Source organism: Phytobacter sp. V91, from assembly GCF_965644225.1.
GTDB lineage: Bacteria > Pseudomonadota > Gammaproteobacteria > Enterobacterales > Enterobacteriaceae > CBFFRJ01.
The window spans coordinates 18,442-42,592 of sequence record NZ_CBFFRJ010000032.1; the positions used below are offsets into that span (position 1 = coordinate 18,442).

22 protein-coding genes are annotated in these 24,151 nt (G+C 51.3%); 10 read left to right on the top strand and 12 right to left on the bottom strand.

Annotated elements, in window-relative coordinates:
- Positions 1–12: 12 nt before the first annotated feature.
- Entirely contained in the window at positions 13–1,290 is a 1,278-nt protein-coding gene (locus tag ACSZO4_RS08795) for an amidohydrolase (protein WP_437888506.1), read from the top strand.
- 37 nt (positions 1,291–1,327) lie between these two features.
- Here the strand turns inward: ACSZO4_RS08795 and ACSZO4_RS08800 are convergent, their stop codons facing one another.
- Entirely contained in the window at positions 1,328–2,272 is a 945-nt protein-coding gene (locus tag ACSZO4_RS08800) for a LysR family transcriptional regulator (RefSeq protein ID WP_437888507.1), read from the bottom strand.
- Between the two features lie 250 nt (positions 2,273–2,522).
- Between ACSZO4_RS08800 and ACSZO4_RS08805 the strand changes: the two genes are divergently transcribed.
- Positions 2,523–3,431 (top strand): alpha/beta hydrolase, encoded by a 909-nt coding sequence (locus tag ACSZO4_RS08805; protein WP_437888508.1) that lies wholly within the window; start codon positions 2,523–2,525, stop codon positions 3,429–3,431.
- Between the two features lie 72 nt (positions 3,432–3,503).
- Here the strand turns inward: ACSZO4_RS08805 and fabY are convergent, their stop codons facing one another.
- From fabY to typA, 5 genes are all read right to left on the bottom strand, one after another.
- Positions 3,504–4,445 (bottom strand): fatty acid biosynthesis protein FabY, encoded by a 942-nt coding sequence (fabY, locus tag ACSZO4_RS08810; RefSeq protein WP_437888509.1) that lies wholly within the window; start codon positions 4,443–4,445, stop codon positions 3,504–3,506.
- Between the two features lie 44 nt (positions 4,446–4,489).
- Positions 4,490–4,927 carry a D-aminoacyl-tRNA deacylase gene (gene dtd, locus ACSZO4_RS08815; RefSeq protein WP_437888510.1) on the bottom strand — a complete coding sequence of 146 codons (438 nt, stop codon included), beginning with the start codon at positions 4,925–4,927 and terminating at the stop codon, positions 4,490–4,492.
- On the bottom strand, positions 4,924–5,796 hold the full coding sequence (locus ACSZO4_RS08820; RefSeq protein WP_437888511.1) for a virulence factor BrkB family protein: 873 nt from the start codon (positions 5,794–5,796) through the stop codon (positions 4,924–4,926). The genes dtd and ACSZO4_RS08820 overlap by 4 nt, the downstream gene beginning before the upstream one ends.
- Positions 5,790–6,389 (bottom strand): glucose-1-phosphatase, encoded by a 600-nt coding sequence (gene yihX, locus ACSZO4_RS08825; RefSeq protein WP_437888512.1) that lies wholly within the window; start codon positions 6,387–6,389, stop codon positions 5,790–5,792. The genes ACSZO4_RS08820 and yihX overlap by 7 nt, the downstream gene beginning before the upstream one ends.
- Positions 6,390–6,606: 217 nt before the next feature.
- On the bottom strand, positions 6,607–8,433 hold the full coding sequence (typA, locus tag ACSZO4_RS08830; RefSeq protein WP_437888513.1) for a ribosome-dependent GTPase TypA: 1,827 nt from the start codon (positions 8,431–8,433) through the stop codon (positions 6,607–6,609).
- A gap of 380 nt (positions 8,434–8,813) precedes the next feature.
- Between typA and glnA the strand changes: the two genes are divergently transcribed.
- The 4 genes from glnA to ACSZO4_RS08850 all read left to right on the top strand — a co-directional run bounded on the left by glnA (position 8,814) and on the right by ACSZO4_RS08850 (position 13,088).
- Positions 8,814–10,223, top strand: coding sequence for a glutamate--ammonia ligase (gene glnA / locus ACSZO4_RS08835; RefSeq protein ID WP_437888514.1), 1,410 nt, complete (start codon positions 8,814–8,816; stop codon positions 10,221–10,223).
- Between the two features lie 163 nt (positions 10,224–10,386).
- Complete coding sequence (glnL, locus tag ACSZO4_RS08840; RefSeq protein WP_437888515.1) at positions 10,387–11,436, top strand: nitrogen regulation protein NR(II); 1,050 nt, start codon at positions 10,387–10,389, stop codon at positions 11,434–11,436.
- A gap of 8 nt (positions 11,437–11,444) precedes the next feature.
- Entirely contained in the window at positions 11,445–12,854 is a 1,410-nt protein-coding gene (glnG, locus tag ACSZO4_RS08845) for a nitrogen regulation protein NR(I) (RefSeq protein ID WP_437888516.1), read from the top strand.
- Positions 12,855–12,965: 111 nt separating this feature from the next.
- Positions 12,966–13,088, top strand: a complete 123-nt coding sequence (locus ACSZO4_RS08850; RefSeq protein WP_437888517.1) for a YshB family small membrane protein — start codon at positions 12,966–12,968, stop codon at positions 13,086–13,088.
- 46 nt (positions 13,089–13,134) lie between these two features.
- Here ACSZO4_RS08850 and hemN read toward each other — a convergent pair whose 3' ends face one another.
- Together hemN and yihI are read right to left on the bottom strand one after the other, a co-directional pair.
- Positions 13,135–14,508: an oxygen-independent coproporphyrinogen III oxidase gene (gene hemN, locus ACSZO4_RS08855; RefSeq protein ID WP_437888518.1), complete on the bottom strand. Its 1,374-nt coding sequence runs from the start codon at positions 14,506–14,508 to the stop codon at positions 13,135–13,137.
- Positions 14,509–14,693: 185 nt separating this feature from the next.
- Entirely contained in the window at positions 14,694–15,206 is a 513-nt protein-coding gene (gene yihI, locus ACSZO4_RS08860; RefSeq protein ID WP_437888519.1) for a Der GTPase-activating protein YihI, read from the bottom strand.
- 571 nt (positions 15,207–15,777) lie between these two features.
- On the opposite strand from yihI, the gene yihA reads away from it, so the two are divergent.
- On the top strand, positions 15,778–16,410 hold the full coding sequence (gene yihA, locus ACSZO4_RS08865) for a ribosome biogenesis GTP-binding protein YihA/YsxC (RefSeq protein ID WP_437888528.1): 633 nt from the start codon (positions 15,778–15,780) through the stop codon (positions 16,408–16,410).
- A 301-nt stretch (positions 16,411–16,711) separates the two neighbouring features.
- Here yihA and polA read toward each other — a convergent pair whose 3' ends face one another.
- A complete protein-coding gene (polA, locus tag ACSZO4_RS08870; RefSeq protein WP_437888520.1) occupies positions 16,712–19,498 on the bottom strand; it encodes a DNA polymerase I in 2,787 nt (928 codons plus the stop codon).
- A gap of 420 nt (positions 19,499–19,918) precedes the next feature.
- Between polA and ACSZO4_RS08875 the strand changes: the two genes are divergently transcribed.
- On the top strand, positions 19,919–20,827 hold the full coding sequence (locus ACSZO4_RS08875) for an acyltransferase (RefSeq protein ID WP_437888521.1): 909 nt from the start codon (positions 19,919–19,921) through the stop codon (positions 20,825–20,827).
- Positions 20,828–20,842: 15 nt separating this feature from the next.
- On the opposite strand, the gene dsbA is transcribed toward ACSZO4_RS08875, so the two are convergent.
- The 3 genes from dsbA to ACSZO4_RS08890 all read right to left on the bottom strand — a co-directional run bounded on the left by dsbA (position 20,843) and on the right by ACSZO4_RS08890 (position 22,826).
- Positions 20,843–21,466 carry a thiol:disulfide interchange protein DsbA gene (gene dsbA, locus ACSZO4_RS08880; protein WP_437888522.1) on the bottom strand — a complete coding sequence of 208 codons (624 nt, stop codon included), beginning with the start codon at positions 21,464–21,466 and terminating at the stop codon, positions 20,843–20,845.
- A 27-nt stretch (positions 21,467–21,493) separates the two neighbouring features.
- Positions 21,494–22,480, bottom strand: a complete 987-nt coding sequence (locus ACSZO4_RS08885) for a serine/threonine protein kinase (RefSeq protein ID WP_437888523.1) — start codon at positions 22,478–22,480, stop codon at positions 21,494–21,496.
- Positions 22,481–22,556: 76 nt separating this feature from the next.
- Positions 22,557–22,826, bottom strand: coding sequence for a YihD family protein (locus tag ACSZO4_RS08890; protein ID WP_437888525.1), 270 nt, complete (start codon positions 22,824–22,826; stop codon positions 22,557–22,559).
- Positions 22,827–22,903: 77 nt separating this feature from the next.
- Between ACSZO4_RS08890 and mobA the strand changes: the two genes are divergently transcribed.
- Complete coding sequence (mobA, locus tag ACSZO4_RS08895; protein ID WP_437888530.1) at positions 22,904–23,479, top strand: molybdenum cofactor guanylyltransferase MobA; 576 nt, start codon at positions 22,904–22,906, stop codon at positions 23,477–23,479.
- A complete protein-coding gene (mobB, locus tag ACSZO4_RS08900) occupies positions 23,476–23,991 on the top strand; it encodes a molybdopterin-guanine dinucleotide biosynthesis protein MobB (RefSeq protein WP_437888526.1) in 516 nt (171 codons plus the stop codon). Before mobA ends, mobB begins: the two co-directional genes overlap by 4 nt.
- The last annotated feature ends 160 nt before the right edge of the window (positions 23,992–24,151 follow it).

The following is a 24,151-nucleotide window of genomic DNA, read 5'->3' on the forward strand; positions in this document are numbered from 1 at the left end:
GAGCTTTACGCAATGAAAACTGTAGATCCGCAAAAACTCATTGAATGGCGTCGACATTTCCACCAGTTCCCTGAGCCTGGCTGGACAGAATTCGTCACCACCGGAACCCTGATTCATCTGCTTAGAGAAATGGGGCTGGAGGTTAAAGCTGGCCCGGCAATTTTGCGTCGTGAAAGCATCATGGGTCGCAATGAAGCAGAGGTTCAGCGGGCAATAGAAACAGCACGGCAGAGAGGGATATCTCAGGCATTACTGGATGAGATGGACGGGTTAACGGGGTGCATGGCGACACTCGACACTGGTAAACCTGGTCCAACATTAGGTTTTCGCTTCGACATTGATTGCGTGTACGTACATGAATCAGATGAAGAAAACCATCAGCCTCACCAGCAAGCGTTTAATTCCTGCCGTCCGGGCCTGATGCATGCCTGCGGTCATGACGGCCATACGGCTATTGGATTAGGCGTTGCCAGCTGGCTTGCTGAAAATCGCGATCGGCTTTCGGGCACGTTCAAGCTTATCTTCCAGCCTGCGGAAGAAGGAGTGCGTGGCGCGCGCCCCGTTTGCGATAGCGGCGTTCTGGATGATGTCGACTACTTTATGGCGCTGCATTTAGGCTGTAACCTGAAAACAGGTGAAGTCATGCTGGATCCCCAGGATTTTCTCTGCACAACAAAGCTTGATATCACCTTCAAAGGTGAGCCTGCGCATGCAGGATCTGACCCGGAAAAAGGCCATAATGCACTGGCGGGAGCCTGTCTTGCCGCCACACAAATTATGGCAGCACCACGGCACAGCGCGGGAATGTCGCGAGTAAATGTCGGCGTACTGCGCGCGGGAGAAGGCCGAAATGTCATCCCGGCAACCGCTGAAATGCAGATTGAAGTTCGCGGGCAAACGGATGAGATAACCAGCTGGCTTAACGATTACGTTGAACGTTGCGTGCAGGGAGCGGCAACAATACATCAGCTAACTGCCTGCACTGAAAAAACCGGCGAGGCGGTAAATTTCCGCAACGATGCGGAAATGGTCGACATGATGCAAGGCATTATCCGCAAGCACCCCGATCTGTCTGTCCATGAGCGTTCTATTGGCGGCAGCGAAGACGCCTCATTAATGGTACGCAGGGTTCAGGCACACGGCGGTAAGGCGATTTATTTTATTGTTGGCGCAAGTCAGCCTGCGGGCCACCACAAGGCAAAATTTGATATCGACGAAAAAGCTTTAACAATAGGGCTGACGTTATTTACAGAAGGTCTTCAGACTCTTCTGTTCCGCGACCAGCGTTAGCATATAAGGGTGTCGGATGTTCTGGCGCCCTCGTTCGTTAAACCGGGCTGGAGTAACGATCCGCAGGAGGCTGATTCTTTCGAATAAATGCGCTATATGCCTGAACGAGTGCGTCATTATTCTTACGGGTAAAGCACGCGACCAGGCTCTGAACCCTAGGCATAAAGAGTCGATATTCCAGCCCAGGAATATCATTTAATGGGAATGCGCTGACCAGGCTTACTCCCAGCCCCTGTTCCACAAAGGTGAATACGGTTTTCAGATCAGAGACCTCCGCAACAATGTTAGGCCTGGATGTACCGCTCTCCAGCGCCTGATCCAGCAGGCTACGCCCGACATTGTTTTTCACCAGCGCAATGTAATCCTGCTGATGCAGATCCTGAGATGAAATTTCGGCCTTCTCACACAAAGGATGTCCCTTGGGCAACACGCAAATAATCTGCGTTTTTCTGAGCGGGATCTGGTTCAAATTGGCGTGATACTGCTCGGCAAAAATATCGGCAATGGCGACATCAGCCTCATCCCGTGCCAGAGCCTGTAAAATATGTTCGCTGCGGCCAATTTCCAGACGAATTTGGGTATGTGGATTTTCACGCATAAAGCGTGCGGTTAATGGATTAACGAAATCATAAGCCAGTGTCGGAGGAACCAGAATACGCAGCTGGCGTCGCGCATCTCGCTGGCGAAACTGGCTTAGGCGAGAAAAGGAGTCGGCGATAATTTCAATTTCTTCATACAGCAACAACGCATCCATGCTCGGAACAAGACGGTTATTTTCACGATGAAACAATTGCCGCCCGCTGCGTTCTTCTATTTGATTTAAAACCCGGCTTACCGCTGGCTGGGAGATACCAAGACGCTCTGCCGCCTGAGTTACGCTACGGGAATCGATTACCGCCTGGATAACTTCAAGATCGCGCAAACTCGCCCATCCCCCTGACCAGGAGAGCCTTTTTGCTGCCGCAGGGATTTTATCATTCATCGTTTAGTCGCCATGCAAAATGCTTTTCATCCGAAGAACATATCTTACCTGAATAACCAAGTTACTGAGCTGTCCGCTCAAATTTGGTGTTGTGAAATGCGAGGCGTCAACAATTAACCGCAGGCTGCGCCCCCACCTCTTTCATTTTTGCGAGACGCTTTCCAGATTCTCCCATCCTTAAAAATCACTGTTTTCATCGGTCCTTTTCCAGGTTATAACACTGTATATCCATACAGAATGAGATAGCAAAATGGCACTGGAAAAGGGTATTGCAGAGCTGGTAAAAGACTTTATTGCCGCCGGGCGGCCTTCTTCACGGGATAAAAGTATTGACGATCGGCGGGCGGGTTACCTTGCCAGCGTCGTACTGGCAGGTGAACCAGAAACACGCGTGAACGTCGAAGATATTCATCTCGATGGTATAGCATTGCGCCTGTTCTCCCCACTTAATGCAGCAGGCGAATTACCCACGCTGGTTTACTATCACGGTGGTTGTTTTATCAGCGGTGAATTCGCGACCCATGACAGGCAGTTGCGCCAGCTGGCTTTTTACAGCGGTTGTCGGGTGATTGCAGTGCAGTATCGACTCGCACCGGAACACCCGTATCCGGCCGCTCATGATGACGCGCAAAAAGGTGCGGAGATTATCTGGCAACATGCACCGGAGCTGGGTGTGGATCGGCAAAAGATCACGCTGGCCGGAGACAGCGCAGGTGGCCATCTGGCCCTGGTCACCGCACTGCGGTTAAAAACAGAAAACAGGTGGCTTCCGGCGCAGCTGATCCTGATTTACCCGATGCTCGACGCAACTGCATATTTTGAGAGTTACGTCAGCAATGGCGCAGACTATGTGATTACCCGGGATTCATTGCTTAGTGGTTATGAGATGTACCTGGGTGATACGGACATCATGCATCCGGAAGCCAGCCCACTCTGGCGCGATGACTTTAATGGCCTCCCGCCCACCCATATCATCACCGCAGAATTTGACCCATTGAGTGATGAAGGCGAAGCACTGTTTCAGCGAATGACCGAACAAGGCGTGGAATGCACCTGCCAGCATCATCTCGGCGTGATCCACGGTTTCTTCCAGCTCGGCGGCATCAGCCAGGCGGCGCGGGGAGCTATCAGGGATGTGGCCTGGCGACTGACGTGCTGAAAGAGCCAGGGCGCTGCGGAATATGAGCGCCCGCTCAACGAAGCCCAGCGGATGCCGGACTGATAGATATTGTCACTCTTCTTCGTTGCCACCTTCTTCATACGACCCAAAGGGTTTGGCTGGCAGAACGATATACACCGCCTCAAAGATGGCCCCCTGCTTATCATCGCCAAACAGCTCAACCTGCAACTGCACCCGCGCTTTACGCCCGCGCGCCAGTCTGTCCAGATCGCCGCTCAGCGAGCCTAAATCAGCAATTGCGCTCGGTCTTCCGCTGATAGGCGTGCTATAGCGAATATGGGCGTCGGCAAGAATGATCGTCCCACCGAGATGGCGCTCACGCAGCATCAGCCAGATCAATCCCCATCCCGTCAGGGTCGCCAGCGAAAACAGGCTACCAGCAAACAGCGTATGATGAGGGTTCTGGTTACCTGTTTCCGGCATGGTGGTTATAAATTTCTGCCCGGTGTACTGCTGAATACGGACACCCATTTTTTCACTCAGCGGGATATGCTGATACCACGCCTGCTGAAGCTGCCCGCACCAGTCGCCGCGATGTAAAATATCATCCAGAGTGGCAACGGGTTTGATCATCAAAAAGTGGCGCACCGGAGTGGTTTGCGGCGCGGTTATTTCACCTTCGTTGATAAATCCTAGTTTGGCAAAGAACTCGACCGCGTCTTCGCGGGCGCTACAGGTGACGCGTTTGACCCCTTCCTGGCGAGCCACTGACTCCAGGGTCATCGCCATTAGCGTCCCTAACCCCTTATCCTGTACTGACGGATGTACGGCCATAAAACGAATGGAAGCTTCGTTATCAGCATTAATGTACAGCCGACCAACCGCCACCAGCTCGCCTTCTTCATCCACAACCATTTGATGATGGGCCATGGCATCCCAGGCATCGCGTTCGGAGCCTTTCGGCTGATGCAACGGCTTGCGCAGCATCTCCCAACGGAACTGGTAGTAAAGCTCAAGCTCTTCTTCTGTTTGCGGTACGCGAAGGTGATACATAGCTGTATTCTCTCTTGTGACCCGGGGCAACACCGCAAGCTGGCTCATACCTGCAACCAGAACGTTACGGGGCCGTCGTTGACCAGCGAGACCTGCATATCTGCAGCGAATCGTCCGGTTTGTGTTTCCATCTGTTGGCTACGGCAGCGACTCACGAAGTAGTCGTACAGCGCCTCGGCTTTCTCTGGCGCCGCACCTCTGGAAAAGCCTGGGCGCATACCGCGCTCGGTATCCGCCGCCAGCGTAAATTGTGAGACAACCAGTAGACTACCGCCGGATTGTTGAACATTGAGGTTCATCTTGCCGTCTGCATCACTAAAAATACGATACCCCAGCACGCGTTCACACAGGCGGTTCGCTTTTTGTTCGTCATCGTCCCTTTCGACACCTAACAACACCAAAAGTCCCGGGCCGATTTCACCCGTCACTTCTCCCGCCACGGACACGCTGGCCTGAGATACGTGCTGAATCAATGCAATCATGGTTGGTCTGCTTCTTCTTGTTCTGCTGCGGTTTTTAATTTTCGGTATTCTCCGAGAGTGACAGTTATTTCCGCACCAAGCAAGACGATACACCAGGTCCAGTAGACCCAGAGAAACAGAATGGGGATGACAGCCAGCACACCATAGATCAGCTGGTAAGACGGAAATGTGGTGATATAAAGCGCGAACCCTTTTTTACCCGTTTCAAATAATAATGCAGCGACAAAAGCACCAACAATCGCATCACGATTGGGCACGCGGGTGGTGGGTACAATGCTGTAAAGCAGCCAGAAAGAGATCCACGATAAAAGCAGTGGGAAGATGCGTAACACATCATCAATCACCGTATTCAGCTCACTGGCCCAGCGCAGTGAAAGCAGATAGGAACTGATAGCCAGGCTCGCCCCGGCAAGCAGGGGCCCCAGCGTGAGTATCATCCAGTAAACGGCGAAGGAGTACACCCGCGGACGAACGCGTTTACTGCGCCAGATGGCATTCAGTGCACTGTCGATGGAATACATCAGCAGAAGTGCTGTCACCACCAGACCACATGCCCCAACCGCCGTCATTTTGCTGGAGTTGGCCACAAACTGTTCGATGTAGTTTTGAATCACATCGCCAGTCGTGGGTATGAAATTGGCGAAAACAAAGTGACGTAGCTGGATGCTGACATCTGCAAACATCGGAAAAGCAGAGAACAGGGCAAAAATAACCGCCACCAGCGGCACCAGAGAGAGCAATGAGACGTAGGCAAGGTTGCCGGCCAGCGTCGTCATATGGTCTTCATCAATGCGCTGCCGGAGCAGCTTGAGCCACGACCACAGCGGCCGTGTATGGTGTTTCGCCTTATGATGAAAAAGTTTTAGCATAACTGCTTCGCAAAATAGTCAGGGAGGGTTTGCTTACCCGTTACCAGAATACTGGTTATCCCCAACTGGTTAGCCCCTTCTATATTGTCGGCATTATCATCAAAGAAGACGGCATCGGCGGCACTGTATCCTTCGAGTGCGAGCACTTGCTGGTAAATTCTCGCCTCAGGTTTGCGCATCCCCATCTCTTGCGAAAGGTAAATATGGTCCGCAGCGGTGAGGATTTCGGGATACTGCTCAGGCCAGTAAGTGGTATGCAGGCTGTTGGTATTGGAGAGCACCACCACGCGATGCCCCTGCTCGCGCAGTTGCTGCATGAGGGTGATAACCTCTTTGCGCAGTGACACAAACACCGCCTGCCAGCCCGTCGAGAACTGTTCGTAACTGAGTGGTAGATCCATCTCTTCACAGAGCGCTTTAGCGAAGTCCTGATCGCTGATTTCACCGCGCTCGTGCTGGCGAAACGGCTCCCCCATATTGAAACTCTGCTTCAGTGTCGCCAGCGGCACGCGGCTGTAATCGCTCCATGCGCCCAGCACCCGGTTGAAGTCGATATCGACAATCACGTTACCCAAATCAAAGATATAGAGCATTTCTCTCTCCTTGTTTGCCGTGGAAAGTTAACTGTAGCGGGAAAGTCAGAGGTTGAATAGTTCGCCCACTCACGCAGGAGAAAGGAATGTGATGAGTGTGAAGGGAAATCAAAAGGAACAAGATTGTCAGCGAGTATTGGCATGAGCGCTCACCCTCGCAAAAACAAAAAAGCCGGGCAACATCGTTGCCCGGCTTTTTTACGGAAGAAAACGTAAATTACGCTTCTTTCGCTCCACGACCTGCACGTTTGCGGTCGTTTTCGGTCAGGTGGCGTTTACGAATACGCACGGAGGTAGGAGTAACTTCTACCAGTTCGTCGTCATCGATAAATTCCAGAGCCTGTTCCAGAGTCATCTTGATCGGCGGAACCAGAACCGTTGCTTCGTCAGTACCAGACGCACGCATGTTGGTCAGTTTCTTACCGGTCAGGCAGTTTACAGTCAGGTCGTTAGAACGGCTGTGAATACCGATGATCTGGCCTTCATACACTTCTGCGCCATGGCCGAGGAACAACTTACCGCGATCCTGCAGGCTGAACAGTGCAAATGCGACTGCTTTGCCCTGGCCGTTAGAGATCAGCACGCCGTTGTTACGCTGGCCGATTTCGCCAGCACGCACATCGTCATAGTGGCTGAAGGTGGAGTACAGCAGACCGGTACCGGAGGTCATGGTCATGAACTCGGTACGGAAGCCGATCAGGCCACGTGCCGGGATCAGGTAATCCAGACGGATACGACCTTTGCCGTCAGGGATCATGTCTTTGACATCGCCCTTACGCTCACCCATCGCCTGCATCACAGAACCCTGGTGCTGTTCTTCGATATCCAGCGTCACGTTCTCAAACGGCTCTTGCATACGGCCATCGATCATGCGGTTGATAACTTTCGGACGGGACACCGCCAGTTCGAAGCCTTCACGACGCATGTTTTCGATCAGAACAGACAGGTGCAGCTCACCACGACCAGACACACGGAATGCGTCCGCATCTTCGGTTTCTTCAACGCGCAGTGCAACGTTGTGTACCAGCTCTTTGTTCAGACGCTCAAGGATCTGACGAGAAGTAACGAACTTACCTTCTTTACCACAGAACGGAGAGGTGTTGACGTTGAAGAACATGGTTACGGTAGGCTCATCGACAGACAGCGCCGGCAGTGCTTCGACGTTTTGCGGATCGCACAGAGTATCGGAGATGTTCAGTTCGCCCAGACCGGTGATTGCAATGATATCGCCCGCTTCGGCTTCGGTGGATTCAATACGCTCCAGACCGAGGTGAGTCAGTACTTTACCGACTTTACCGTTACGTGTTTTACCTTTGCTGTCGATCACAGTGATCTGCTGGTTAGGTTTAACTTTACCGCGCTTGATGCGACCAATGCCGATAACACCAACGTAGTTGTTGTAATCAAGCTGAGAGATCTGCATCTGGAACGGTGCATCCAGCTCGACTTTTGGCGCAGATACATGGTCGACAATCGCCTGGTACAGCGGGGTCATATCTTCCGCCATATCAGTGTGATCGTTACCAGCGATCCCCATCAATGCAGATGCATAGATGATTGGGAAATCGAGCTGCTCGTCGGTCGCATCCAGGTTTACGAACAGGTCAAATACCTGATCGACAACCCAGTCAGGACGCGCGCCAGGACGGTCAACTTTGTTGATAACCACGATTGGCTTCAAACCATGGGCAAATGCCTTTTTGGTTACGAAGCGGGTCTGCGGCATTGGGCCATCCATTGCGTCAACGACCAGCAGAACGGAGTCTACCATGGACATTACACGTTCAACTTCACCACCGAAGTCGGCGTGCCCTGGGGTATCAACGATGTTGATACGGTAGTCATTCCATTTGATAGCGGTGTTTTTAGCGAGGATGGTAATCCCACGCTCTTTCTCCAAATCATTGGAGTCCATCACGCGTTCGGTGGCTTCAGCACGTTCGTTACTGAAGGTACCAGATTGCTGCAGCAGCTTATCTACCAGGGTAGTTTTACCATGGTCAACGTGCGCGATGATGGCGATGTTACGCAGATTTTCGATCACAACTTTGCCTCAGGCATTAGAAATAGCGCGTTATTGTACACGTATTAATCGAAGGACTAAACAGGATCACAAACTTCCTGTGCAAACAAGTTATGTTGCCAGCCTTTGTGATCACTTTCACGAAGCGAAAGAGGGGCACTTTAACGAAAATTGCACCAATACGGTGCTCAATGTTCATATTGAAGCACTATACTGGTGCAATATATCCATCATGGTGCAGCCCTTTTGCACTATGGTGCGCATAATAGCGCCTTTTTAGTGACATTTAAAAGTTGGCATAGATTTCGCTTTATAAAAAATATGGCAACAACGCCAGGTTTACGCAGTATTTGCAGACCTCGTTACCACGACGACAATGATAAATCCGGGAGAGTTTAAGTATGTCCGCTGAACACGTTTTGACGATGCTGAATGAGCACGAAGTGAAATTTGTTGATTTGCGCTTTACTGATACTAAAGGTAAAGAGCAGCACGTCACCATTCCGGCTCATCAGGTTAATGCCGAATTCTTTGAAGAAGGCAAAATGTTTGACGGCTCCTCGATTGGCGGCTGGAAAGGCATTAACGAGTCTGACATGGTCCTGATGCCGGATTCCTCTACCGCGCTGATTGACCCGTTCTACGAAGAACCGACTCTGATCATTCGTTGCGACATCCTGGAACCAGGTACGCTGCAGGGCTACGATCGTGACCCGCGTTCCATCGCTAAACGTGCTGAAGAATACCTGCGTTCTACCGGTCTGGCAGACACCGTTCTGTTCGGGCCAGAGCCTGAGTTCTTCCTGTTCGACGACGTTCGTTTCGGTAACTCTATCTCCGGTTCTCACGTTGCTATCGACGATATCGAAGGTGCATGGAACTCCTCCACCAAATACGAAGGCGGTAACAAAGGTCACCGTCCTGGCGTGAAAGGCGGTTACTTCCCGGTTCCTCCGGTTGACTCCTCTCAGGACATCCGCTCTACCATGTGTCTGATCCTGGAAGAGATGGGCCTGGTTGTTGAAGCGCACCACCACGAAGTGGCTACTGCGGGTCAGAACGAAATCGCTACCCGCTTCAACACCATGACCAAAAAAGCGGACGAAATTCAGATCTACAAATATGTAGTTCACAACGTCGCTCACCGCTTCGGTAAAACTGCGACCTTTATGCCGAAACCAATGTTCGGTGATAACGGTTCCGGTATGCACTGCCACATGTCTCTGTCCAAGAATGGCGTAAACCTGTTCTCTGGCGACAAATATGCTGGTCTGTCTGAGCAGGCGCTGTTCTACATCGGCGGTGTTATCAAACACGCTAAAGCTATCAACGCCCTGGCTAACCCGACCACCAACTCCTACAAACGTCTGGTCCCGGGTTACGAAGCGCCGGTTATGCTGGCTTACTCTGCGCGTAACCGTTCCGCGTCTATTCGTATTCCAGTGGTTGCTTCCCCGAAAGCACGTCGTATCGAAGTGCGCTTCCCGGATCCAGCGGCTAACCCGTACCTGTGCTTTGCTGCCCTGCTGATGGCTGGTCTTGATGGTATCAAGAACAAAATCCACCCGGGCGAAGCCATGGACAAAAACCTGTATGACCTGCCGCCGGAAGAAGCGAGCGAGATCCCACAGGTTGCAGGCTCTCTGGAAGAAGCACTGAATGCGCTGAACGAAGACCGCGAGTTCCTGACTGCGGGCGGCGTGTTCACTGACGACGCTATCGATGCTTACATCGCACTGCGTACCGAAGAAAACGACCGCGTACGTATGACTCCGCACCCGGTAGAGTTCGAGCTGTACTACAGCGTTTAATATTTTTGTCGTCATCCCCGGTTCGCCGGGGATTGAGTTGCCGTGGAAATTTCAGCCCATCTCAGGATGGGCTTTTTTCTCCACCAACAACCTGAATACACGCCTTTTTTACCTATAAAACGCTATACTGCACTAAAACAGTGCAACTCTGGGAGACTGCTGGATGGCGAGTGGCTCGTTGCCCGATGCTGGGCAGATCCTCAATTCTTTAATCAACAGCATTTTGCTGGTTGATGATGAGCTGGCGGTGCATTACGCCAACCCTGCCGCGCAACAACTTCTGGCGCAAAGCTCACGTAAATTATTCGGCACCCCCTTACCGGAACTGCTGAGTTACTTTTCGCTGAACATCGTTCTTATGCGTGAAAGTCTCTATGCAGGACAAGGGTTTACGGATAACGAAGTGACGCTGGTGATTGATGGGCGCTCACATATTCTTTCGCTAACGGCGCAACGATTACCTGAAGGCTTGATCCTGCTGGAAATGGCCCCTATGGATAACCAGCGACGTCTTAGCCAGGAACAGTTACAGCACGCTCAGCAGGTCGCCGCACGCGATCTGGTGCGAGGACTGGCTCACGAGATTAAAAACCCGCTTGGTGGCTTACGCGGCGCCGCACAACTGCTGGCCAAGGCGCTGCCTGACCCGTCACTGACGGAGTACACCAAAGTCATTATCGAGCAGGCCGACCGGCTACGTAATCTGGTCGACCGACTGTTAGGGCCACAACAACCCGGCATGCATGTCACCGAAAGCATTCACAAAGTCGCTGAGCGCGTGGTGAAGCTGGTGTCGATGGAGTTGCCCGACAATGTCACTCTGGTGCGTGATTACGACCCAAGTTTACCGGAGCTGGCTCACGACCCCGATCAGATAGAACAGGTTCTACTGAATATCGTCCGCAATGCCTTACAGGCGCTTGGCCCGGAAGGCGGCGAAATCATTTTGCGGACGCGTACAGCCTTCCAGTTAACGCTGCATGGCGTGCGTTATCGCCTTGCCGCGCGAATTGATGTGGAAGATAACGGGCCGGGCATTCCGTCGCACTTACAGGACACGCTGTTCTACCCGATGGTCAGCGGGCGTGAGGGCGGCACCGGACTGGGTTTATCTATCGCTCGCAGTTTGATCGATCAACATTCTGGCAAAATTGAATTCACCAGTTGGCCAGGCCATACCGAGTTTTCGGTGTTCCTGCCTATTCGGAAATAGAGGTGTTTATGCAACGAGGGATAGTCTGGATCGTTGATGACGATAGCTCCATCCGTTGGGTGCTTGAACGCGCGCTCACCGGGGCTGGCTTGAACTGTACGACCTTTGAAAATGCCAATGAAGTGCTTGATGCACTGACCACCAAAACCCCGGATGTACTGCTGTCTGATATCCGTATGCCGGGGATGGACGGTCTGGCACTGTTAAAACAGATAAAACAGCGTCATCCTATGCTGCCGGTCATCATAATGACCGCCCATTCGGATCTGGATGCTGCGGTCAGCGCCTATCAGCAAGGGGCATTCGATTATCTGCCCAAACCATTCGATATTGACGAGGCGGTGGCGCTGGTTGAGCGTGCCATCAGTCACTATCAGGAACAACAGCAGCCACGTAACGTACAGGTTAGCGGGCCAACCACCGATATCATTGGCGAAGCGCCTGCGATGCAGGATGTATTCCGGATCATTGGTCGCCTGTCGCGCTCGTCAATTAGCGTGCTGATCAACGGCGAATCCGGAACCGGTAAAGAGCTGGTTGCTCATGCCTTACATCGTCACAGCCCACGCGTTAAAGCCCCTTTTATCGCACTCAATATGGCGGCCATCCCGAAGGATTTGATTGAATCCGAACTCTTTGGTCATGAGAAAGGGGCATTTACCGGCGCGAATACCATTCGTCAGGGCCGTTTTGAACAGGCTGACGGCGGGACGCTATTCCTTGATGAAATCGGCGATATGCCACTGGATGTCCAGACGCGTTTATTGCGCGTGCTGGCTGACGGGCAGTTTTACCGTGTCGGTGGCTATGCCCCGGTAAAAGTGGATGTGCGCATTATCGCGGCGACCCACCAGAACCTCGAGCAGCGCGTGCAGGAGGGGAAATTCCGCGAGGACTTATTCCATCGTCTGAACGTTATCCGTGTGCATTTGCCACCGCTGCGCGAACGACGTGAAGATATTCCCCGCCTGGCGCGCCACTTTTTACAGGTAGCCGCCCGCGAACTGGGGGTTGAGGCGAAGCTGTTGCATCCGGAAACGGAAGCCGCGCTGACGCGCCTTGCCTGGCAGGGTAACGTGCGCCAGCTGGAAAATACCTGTCGTTGGTTGACGGTGATGGCCGCAGGCCAGGAAGTGTTGATTCAGGATTTGCCCGCCGAACTGTTCGAAACCACCGTGCCGGACAGCCCGTCGCAATCACTGCCTGATAGCTGGGCAACATTGCTGGCGCAGTGGGCCGATCGCGCGCTGCGTTCCGGTCATCAAAACCTGCTCTCTGAAGCACAACCTGAGATGGAACGTACGCTGCTGACGACCGCACTACGCCACACCCAGGGGCATAAACAGGAAGCGGCCCGGCTGCTTGGATGGGGGCGTAATACCCTGACACGCAAGCTGAAAGAACTGGGGATGGAGTAATATCTCTGAGGTTTGTAAAGATTGAATAGCCAGCGCAAATTGCTGCAATTTTGCGCTTTACTGTTCCGATGAGTTCAGTATGATCTCGCCCGTTCACGGGGGAACTGAATCATGCTGGAATCATTAATTAACATGGTGTCGAGCAGCGCTGAAATTAGCGCTGCGGCCGGTCATACGCCACAGGCAGCCGTTGCAGCAGTACTCTGCGCTGCGCTGTTTGGGCTGTTTAGCTAAATCTGTCAGGCCTACAAACGCATGCGATTTGTAGGCCTGATAAGCATTAAATCACCCGTGAGAATTGCTGCATCCGCGCTTTCTGGCGCAGCCAGGCATCAAAGCACATGCAGATATTGCGTATCAGCAAGCGCCCCTTCGCCGTCACCTGAATCCCCTGCTCATTAATCGCCACCAGCCCGTCTTTTGCCAGCGGCGCAAGCAGTTGCAGATCTTCAGCAAAATACGCCCTGAAATTCAGATCCCACTGCGTTTCAATGGCCTGAAAATCCAGACTAAAGTGGCAAATTAACGCCTTAATCACATCGCGACGAATACAGTCATCCTGGGTGAGCGTAATTCCCCGCCATAACGCATGACCGGCATCATCCACCTGCTGGTAATAACTCTTCAGCTCTTTCTGGTTTTGCGCATAGCTGTCGCCAATCATGCTGATCGCGGAGACCCCCATTCCCAGCAGATCGGTATCACCCTGAGTGGTATACCCCTGGAAATTACGGTGCAGCATCCCTTCACGCTGTGCGATAGCCAGTTCGTCGTCCGGACGGGCAAAATGGTCCATCCCGATAAACTGGTAACCCGCATCGGTAAGGGAAGTAATGGTCTGCTGCAAAATATCCAGCTTTTGCTGCGCGGTGGGCAGGTCGGCATCCTTGATTTTACGTTGCGCAGCAAACAGGGTTGGCAGGTGAGCGTAATTAAAGACGCTCAAACGGTCCGGGCTGAGTTCTGCCACCCGACTCAACGTGAAGGCGAAGCTGTCCGGCGTCTGTTTCGGCAGGCCATAAATCAGATCGATATTGGTCGAGGTGAAGCCAATCTCGCGTGCACGTTTGATCAGCGCGAAGATGAAGTCTTCGTCCTGCTCACGGTTGACCAGCCGCTGCACCTCTTTGTTGAAGTCCTGGACCCCCATGCTCAGGCGGTTAAAGCCCTCCGCACGCAGGTGGTCAAGCACGTCGAGTTCAATCTCACGCGGATCCACCTCAATGGAGATTTCTGCTTGTGCATCAAAATGGAAATGCTCACGCAGCAGCCCCATCAGACGACTGATTTGCGCTTTATTCAGGTAGGTAGGCGTGCCGCCGCCCCAGTGCAACTGGCTAACGCGACGGTCAGTGAACAGCGGCGCACGGTGCACAATTTCCTGTTCCAGCGCATCCAGATACTGATCGGCTTTGTGCTGCTGCCGGGTCACTATCTTATTGCAGCCGCAGAAATAGCACAGCTTGTGGCAAAACGGGATGTGCACATACAGCGAGAGCGGACGTTCGGGGTAACGGGCAACCGCAGCAGTGAAATTATCTTCGCCGTAGGATTCCGAAAACTCGAGCGCGGTGGGGTATGAGGTGTAACGCGGCCCGGAATAGTTATATTTCTGGATGAGGGCCAGATCCCAGTCAATGCTTTGCTCAGACATGCTTACTCCTTCCAATGATGCCGCTGGTGCTTACGGCGGCCCGGCCTGACCGCTTGTCGGGTCATAAGCCGGTTGCGCAGCCTCACTTTGCGCCGCGACAACCGCTGTAGTTTAACGAATAACCACACCAGATAACATATAACCGGAAGGGTTATAAGCAGGACGGGTAAGCCCATGCGTCGCCGTTACTGGCCGCCTTTCAGCAGACGCATCATATCTTCCCGCTCTTCTTCCTCTTCTTCTTCATCATCATCGTATGAGAGGCCCAATTGCTGCATCAGCTCATCGATACGATCAAGTTTGGCATTCACCCAACTCTGCTCTTCAGCACTCAGGGTTTCGCCTTCTTCTAAACGTTCCAGTAGCGCATCCAGGCGCTCATCAGTTTCCAGCGAATCCAGTTCTTCCTGCGGTGAAAGCATAGGTTTCTCGCTCTTAGGTTTTGGCTGTTTTTTCACCGGGACATCTGTCACTCCCAGTGAAACAGGTTTTTTACTGCCAATACGGGGATCGTTCTGTTGCGTACGTTTTCCGGAACCGGTGCTTTCGCTTGCCCCACTCGCACGGCTGCCCGGCGCATTGCCACGGTGCTTTTTGTCGCGCTTGCGGTCACGTGCTTCCTGGTTTATTTCTTCACGTGATTTGCGGGGTGCTTTGCCAGCGCTTTTACCGCGCGGAGTGGTCGAAGGTTTTTTCATGATGCTCGGCTTTAATGGTTTTATTCAGTATAGAATTGCGGCGGAATCTAGCAGAAAGCAAGCAAAGAAAAAAGGCGACAGAGCAATCTGTCGCCTTTTTTTCTGACCTTCAACCCTCTACGGGTATTACATTCCCTGAATGCCAGCAACCTACCCTGTTTTTCCCTTGGCATTTAACAGTCCGTGTTGTGGTCCTTTTCCTTGTCATGACTACCCGCCTGGTAGTTTCCTGGTCTTCGCCTCCTGGCGCTCCTGACCCCTCATCCTTAAGTCTTCATCCCTTGGGCTTCCTCGCCTTACCGGATACTTTACCTGCTAAATTTAAACTCACAAGCCACCAGAGGGCCAAAAAAGCTAAATTCAGAAAATTCCATAAAAACAACCGATTGATTTAACTATGTTTACTGGTTTTCTTCTCTGGGGATCCTCCGAAAGTTCGCAGACGTTTTATGGCAAATATCCTACACATTTGATAGCCATTTTCTTTGAACCGTATTCTGGCGAGAAAAACAGCCTTTTACGTGGGTTCAGGTATAATCCATCCAGGCTATAGATTATGGAGACGCTCATTTTGACTAACTGGAACTACCAACAGACGCACTTTGTAACCAGTGCGCCTGATATTCGCCACTTACCCTCTGATACAGGCATTGAGGTGGCATTTGCCGGCCGCTCCAACGCAGGAAAATCCAGTGCACTGAATACGCTGACCAATCAGAAAAGCCTGGCCCGTACCTCAAAAACCCCGGGTCGTACGCAGTTGATTAACCTGTTTCAGGTTGCAGATGGCAAGCGCCTCGTCGACCTTCCCGGTTATGGCTATGCAGAAGTCCCGGAAGAGATGAAGATCAAATGGCAGCGCGCACTGGGTGAATACCTTGAGAAGCGCCAGTGCCTGCAAGGTCTTGTGGTTCTGATGGATATCCGCCACCCGCTTAAAGATCTCGATCAGCAGATGATCCAATGGGCTGTAGAGAGCAACGTGCAGATTCTGGTGCTGTTGACGAAAGCAGATAAGCTGGCCAGCGGAGCACGTAAGGCGCAATTGAATGCCGTGCGCGAAGCCGTGGTGGCTTTTAACGGGGATGTGCAGGTTGAAGCCTTCTCTTCACTGAAGAAGCTGGGCGTGGATAAACTGCGTGAGAAACTGGACAACTGGTTTAACACTATTGCGCCGGTTACCGAAGAAACCCCTGAAGAATGACCCTTCTGCGCGGCGTTTGCCCGCGCTTTTCGTTTCTTTCGCGCAATAAAAAACGCCCCAGTCATTTCTGACTGGGGCGGCTAAATATTCAGCCAAATCCGATTACGTGAAGTAAAAGGTCTGAAAGATAGAACATCTTACCTCTGTACCCTACGTGTTTAACTCTACTCTCTTTTCGTTTTCGCACAAAGCACTTTTTGTAGTTTATTTTCAACCTTTACATAGGGAATTCTAATGATCATCACAAAACATGTAAGTTATGTTGCTTACTTACAAAAAAATGACCTTATTAGACGAACACTTAGTGCGCTTGATCCCAGTTTTTCCCGCTACCCACTTCCACCAGCAGGGGAACATCCAGTTTGGTGCTGCTCTCCATAAGTTCGTGGATCTTCTTCGAAACGGCATCAAGATCCTCCTGATGCACTTCAAACACCAGTTCATCGTGGACCTGCATGATCATTTTCACGCGCGGTTTTTCGCTTTCCAGCCAGGCATCTACAGCAATCATCGCGTGTTTGATAATGTCTGCCGCCGTACCCTGCATCGGGGCGTTGATTGCCGCACGCTCTGCGCCAGCACGACGGGCAGCGTTGCTGGACTTGATATCCGGCAGATAGAGCCGACGGCCTTCGAGCGTTTCAACATAGCCCTGCTCTTTCGCTTGTGCGCGAGTACGCTCCATATAGTCCAGCACGCCCGGGTAGCGTTCAAAATAGAGATCCATATACTTCTGGGATTCTTTGCGCGGGATATTGAGCTGGCGTGACAGACCAAAGGCGCTCATTCCGTAAATCAGTCCAAAGTTGATGGCCTTCGCGCTACGTCGTTGTTCGCTGGTGACGCTTTCCAGCGGCATGCCGAATACCTCTGCGGCGGTAGCACGGTGAATGTCTTTACCTTGTGCAAATGCCGACAACAGACCTTTATCACGCGATAGATGCGCCATGATACGCAGTTCGATTTGTGAGTAGTCGGCCGAAACAATCACATAATCTTTCGGGGCAATAAACGCCTGGCGAATACGCCGCCCTTCTTCATTGCGCACCGGAATGTTTTGCAGGTTAGGTTCCGTCGAGGACAAACGCCCGGTCGCCGTCACCGCCTGGTGATAAGAGGTGTGCACACGGCCCGTTTTCTCGCTGATCATCAGCGGCAGTTTATCCGTGTAGGTCGATTTCAACTTCGACAGCCCACGGTGCTCAAGGATCACTTTTGGCAGCGGATAATCCAGCGCCAGCTCTTCGAGAACTTCTTCGGATGTTGAAGGTGCGCCACCCGGTGTTTTCTTCAGCGGCTTAATACCCTGTTTTTCGAAGAGAATGGTCTGCAACTGTTTTGTGGATGCCAGATTGAAAGGCTCACCGGCAATCTCGTGTGCTTTCTTCTCAAGTTCCACCAGGCGCAGAGCAATCTCCGAGGAGTGCTTATGCAAAACTGCCGGGTCGATATTGACGCCATTACGCTCAATACGCGACAGGACAGGCACCAGCGGCATCTCAATATGCTGGAAAATACTTAATGGACCCGCATGCTTCTGTAGTTCCGGCCACATTTTCAGATGCAACTGGAGAGTTACGTCCGCATCTTCTGCCGCATAACGCCCGGCCAGCTCCAGATCGATTTGGTTAAAGGTCAGCTGTTTCTTACCTTTTCCGGCAATCTCTTCAAAGGTAATGGTTTTGTGCTTCAACCAACGATCAGAAAGGCTGTCCATATCATGGCGTCCGGCCACGCTGTCCAGGGTGTAGGATTCAAGCATGGTATCAAAGGCAATGCCGCGCAGTTCGATATCATAGTTTTGCAAAATACCGCGATCGAACTTCAGATTTTGCCCAACCTTGAGTGCCTTTTCGTCTTCAAGCAGCGGTTTGAGTAATTCCAGAGCCCGTTTGCAGGATATCTGCTCCGGCGCATCAAGGTAATCATGGGCAACCGGGATATAGGCCGCCACACCGGGTTCAGTCGCAAAAGATAATCCAACCAGATTAGCGCTGACGTTATCCAGGCTGTCAGTTTCGGTATCGAAAGCAAACAGCGGCGCTTTTTGCAGCTTAACAATCCACTCCTGCAACACGGACTCATCGAGAATGGTCACATAGTTATCCGCCGATAACGACGCGGCCGGAGCTTCTGCTTGCGTCTCAGCAACAGCGGTTTCCTGTGGTTTTGTCGCCGGTTTACCCCCTTTAGCCTGGAGCCACTTCCCGGCTTCCATTTCGACAATCCAGCGCTTGAATTCATACTTTTTGAACAAATCCACCAGCACTTCTGCCGCGGGCTGCTGGATTTCAAGCTGCTCGCAGGTCAGCTCCAGCTCAACATCCGTTTTAATGGTGGCCAGTTTGTAAGAGAGATACGCGAGATCTTTATTCTGCTCGAGTTTCGCGGCCATGGTTTTAGCGCCACGGAAGGAAAGCCCGGCGATCTTCTCCGGGTTGGCATAGAGGGTATCGAGCCCACCCAGCCCCTGAAGCAGGCCTTGCGCAGTCTTCTCACCCACTCCCGGTACGCCCGGAATATTGTCTGAAGAGTCACCCATCAGAGCAAGGAAATCGATAATCAGCTCTGGCGGAACACCGTATTTGGTGGCCACTTCTTCAGGCCCGAGGATCGTGTTGGTCATGGTGTTAATCAGGGTAATGCCCGGCGTCACCAACTGTGCCATGTCTTTATCGCCCGTGCTTATCAGCACCGGGCGGCCCAGTTTCTCTGCTTCGCGCGCCAGAGTACCAATGACATCATCAGCCTCAACGCCAGACACCGCCATCAGCGGCAGTCCCATCGCCCGCACCATCTCATGCAGTGGTTCAATCTGCGCACGCAAATCATCCGGCATAGGAGGACGGTGAGATTTATAGTCCTCAAATAACTCATCGCGGAACGTTTTGCCTTTGGCATCAAACACCACCGCAGCATGGGTTGGCTGATACTGCAAAATTAAGCTACGCAGCATATTCAACACCCCATACATTGCGCCGGTCGGTTCTCCCGCTGCGTTAGTCAGCGGAGGAAACGCGTGGTAAGCGCGATAGAGGTAGGATGAACCGTCAACAAGGATAAGGGGGTTTTCTGGGATCTGAACCATGATGTCCGTGCCTGTTTATCAATTTATGGCTAAAGGATGCCACAGACGGGAGAAAACATCAGTTTTTCACCGTAAATGCGAAAAAAGAATTCACGATCGGCAGGATCTTTTTCATTTTAACCTGTGGATAAGTTTGTGAATTATTTCTCACTGGCTGGATTATTGTGCATTCCTGTTGATCGTAAAAATGTATCAATCCTTTTAAATCAATACATTAAAAAATAGCAAACGATCAACTTTGCCTTTTGGTGATTATTTGCTCCATGTGGATATAAGAAAAAGACATTACTTTTTGGCTATTTTGGCAAGGACTACATGCAGGCCACCTTTCCTCAATAAACCGCGCATATTCTGGTAAAATCAGCCTCTTACGCTTCGTTAAAGTGCGTGTTTGTAATTAACTCTTTGAATAAATTAATTATGTCGAGATTGCTCTCTGTTTTCACCTTGCTGCTGAGTATCGTACTCACTATCCTGGTGACCATTCTGTGTTCCGTGCCGATTATTATTGCCGGTATCATAAAACTGCTGTTACCGGTGCCGGTGCTGTGGCGCGCTATCTCAGCATTTTGTAATTTTATGATGTACTGCTGGTGTGAAGGGCTGGCCTGGTTGTTGCGCCTGAATCCGCATTTACAGTGGGATATTGAAGGGCTTGAAGGACTGAATAAGAAAAACTGGTATCTGTTGATCTGCAACCATCATAGCTGGGCAGATATCGTGGTGCTCTGTGTCCTTTTCCGTAAACACATCCCAATGAATAAATATTTCCTCAAACAGCAGCTCGCCTGGGTGCCTTTTATTGGGCTTGCCTGTTGGGCGCTGGATATGCCTTTTATGCGTCGTTACTCACGCAGCTATTTGATTCGTCATCCAGAACGACGCGGCAAAGACGTGGATACGACTCGTCGCTCTTGCGAGAAATTTCGCTCCCATCCCACGACCATTGTGAATTTCGTTGAAGGCTCTCGTTTCACCAATGAGAAACGCCAGCAAACCCGTTCCTCATTTAATAACCTGCTGCCGCCGAAAGCGGCGGGAATTGCAATGGCATTGGGTGTGCTGGGTACGCAGTTTGATAAGCTACTGAATGTCACCCTGTGCTACCCGGAAAATGATCGAAAACCTTTTTATGACATGCTGAGCGGGAAGCTGACACGCATTGTCGTTCGCATTAATTTACTGCCGGTGACCACTGAATTACATGGGGACTATGTGAACGATAAAAACTTTAAGCGTGGCTTCCAGCAGTGGCTGAATACTTTGTGGAATGAAAAAGACCAGCAAATTGATGCCATAAAACGTGAATATAACAACGCCGGTCAATGACCGGCGTTTATATGCTTACTTCTGTTCGACCAGGAATCTTACCGTGTCAGCATACTGCTGAACGAAGATGTCCATGCTGCTGGTATCCATCCCCTGCATGTTCAGCTGATATTTACCGTTAACATACATAGCCGGAACACCGCGTAGTTGCAGGTCGGCAGCCGCTTTCTCCTGCTGAGCGACCAGTGATTTCACCACAAAACTGTTCCATGCAGCGTCATACTCTTCACCCTTCACGCCAGCCTTAATAAAGACATCTCGAATATCCGCAACTGACTGAACGGTTTGGGTTTTCTGCACCGCTTCAAACATCGGTGCCGTAATTTTATCTTCAACGCCCAGCGCGATAGCCACGGCCCATGCCTGCGTCATCTCTTTACCCAATGGGCCAAGGAATTCAACATGGTATTTGGTCATTTTGGTGCCTTCCGGCAGCTTTTGTTTCACTGCATCCGCAACGTGCCAGACATGCTCGAAATCGTAGCAGTGAGGGCAATAAAACGAGAAGAACTCAAGAACCTGCGGTTCTCCTGCAACTGGCTTGTCGAGTGTGATGTATTGCTTACCATCAGTGAATTGAGCAGCAGATGCGCTAAATGCCAGAATCATTCCAGCCAGCGCCAGCCAAATTTTCTTCATGGTTAATAATCTCCAGGATGTGTCACATTAATAAAATGGCGTTAATTGCAAAGGCGGTTCTTGTAGTGCCTTCACTTGCCAGAGAAAAGTAGACGTTTGTTCGCGCCAGTAATCTTCACCGGTTAACCACGGGAAGTTTTTCGGGAAAGCAGGATCATCCCAGCGGCGGATTATCCATGCCAGGTAGTACACCTGGCGCATCGCACGTAGTGGTTCAATCAGGCTCAGTTCCGCTGTATCAAACTCACTGAATTCTTCATAGGCCTCGATAATCGTCTCAAGCTGTATGCGTTGTTCGGCTTTGTCGCCATGCAACAACATCCACAGATCCTGGATAGCCGGACCATTTCTCGCATCATCGAGATCGACAAATAAAGGGCCATCGCGCCAGAGAATATTCCCGGCATGGCAATCGCCGTGCAGACGTAAGGTCGCAAAACGGTTATGCCACTGCGCCATCACCGCCTCAATCAGCGTATCAACAACACGCAAAAATTCATCTTTTAAGGCTGAAGGGATAAGCGCGGTCGTTTCAAAAACCTGACGAGGTTCAATCAGATACTCTTTTACACCCATATCAGGACGATGAACAAAGCGTGATTTGCGCCCCGTCTGGTGAAGACGACCAAGATAGCGCCCCACCCATTCCATTTGATCGAGACTGTCAGGTTCAAACTGACGCCCGCCTACGCTCGGGAAAACCGCATAATGGAACCCCTGGTGGGTTAATAGCGTCTGTTGGTTAAATGATAAAGGCGCGGCAACCGGCACTTCATCACTAACAAGTTCGAGGGCAAACTGATGCTCTTCGCGAATTTGATCGGCAGACCATCTTTCCGGGCGGTAGAACTTCACCACATAGCGACGACGGTCTTCATCCTGAAACTGATAGACGCGGTTCTCATAGCTGTTGAGCGGGATCAGGCCTGAATCGACCCGAATTCCCAGCTCAAACAGCGCATCCATAATGGTGTCCGGATGGAGAGTCTGGAAAGTAAAAGCGTTATGGTTCATCCCATTATCCGCAAATTTAAACGAATAACTCAGGATATCATTTCACCGCGCTTTCGGTGGCGCCTCTTACAAGCTTTTACTCTTTAATTACCCCGCGGGCACGAAGTAACGCCGTTTTGAAATCCTCTTCATAATCTTTCTTAATACCCGGGATCACGGCATCTTTCTCCGCACCGCGCATTTTCAGATGGTAGATCAGGATATCGTCACTTAAATCACTAAGTTCACCTTCGTAACCTGATTCTTTCGCCAGTTTCTGCAAGAATTGAATTAGATTTAATTCTGGCTCTTTCTGCCATTCTGGCTGAAGGAGTTCAATAACTTCATTCAGACGTTCACATTTCATGGTCGTGCTCCTTACTCTTGGTACAGACACGTTATCAGGGTCAAACCCACAATAAAAGAGGCGATAAGGTGATTGAAATGGGTACGATAACAGGCGTGATTCTGGCGGGAGGCAAAGCCTCACGCATGGGCGGGCAAGATAAAGGTCTGATTGAATTAAAAGACAAACCTTTATGGCAACATGTGGCGCATGCACTGAGGCCGCAGGTTGATAAGCTCATCGTCAGTGCCAATCGCAATCTGGAAGTTTATCGCGCCAGTGGTCTGCCCGTTATTCAGGATTGCATTGCCGATTTTCCAGGCCCACTGGCCGGAATGTTATCGGTGATGCAACAGTCAGACAGCGACTGGTATCTTTTCTCTCCCTGCGATACCCCTTTTATACCCGATAATCTTGCTGAACGTTTGAGTTCAGCCAGCCAAAACGTGTCGGCCGTGTGGGTAAACGATGGTGAGCGTGATCATCCGACGATTGCGTTAATACATCGAAAAATCGTGCCGGAACTTCAGCATTATATTGCTCAGGGCGAACGCAGAGTAATGGCTTTTTTGCACAGTTTAGGTGGCTGTTCTGTTGATTTTAGCGATACAAAAGAAGCATTTATCAATGTGAACACCCCTGAGGACCTGGAGCGTTGGGAAGAAAAAGCATGATCCCGGTACTCGCAATTGCGGCATGGAGCGGTACCGGTAAAACGACACTCCTGAAAGCGTTGATCCCGGCATTATGCGCCCAGGGTTTACGCCCGGGTCTCATCAAGCATACGCATCATGATATGGATGTCGATATGCCGGGAAAAGACAGCTACGAATTACGCAAAGCCGGTGCGGCACAGACGATGGTGGCCAGTTCTCATCGTTGGGCGCTGATGACCGAAACGCCGGATGAGCCAGAATTAGACCTCGCCTGGCTGGTGAGTCGAATGGATGCATCGACGCTGGATCTGGTGTTAGTGGAAGGCTTCAAACACGAAGCATTGCCAAAGATCCTGTTGTTTCGCCAGGGGTGCGGGCATCAAGTGGATGAGCTGACGATCGATGAGCATGTTATTGCCGTTGCCAGTGATGTGCCACTCGTTCTGGATATTCCTGTATTAAATATCAATGAGATAGCGAAGATTGTTGCGTTTATACTGCGTTGGCTTGGGCGGGATCAAGAGAAATAATCGGAACGTTTTGTTTAATTCTATAAGATTTACTGAGGACAAAAACGCAAAAAGGCCATCCGTCAGGATGGCCTCTTCACTTGTTTGATGCCTGGCAGTTCCCTACTCTCGCATGGGGAGACCCCACACTACCATCGGCGCTACGGCGTTTCACTTCTGA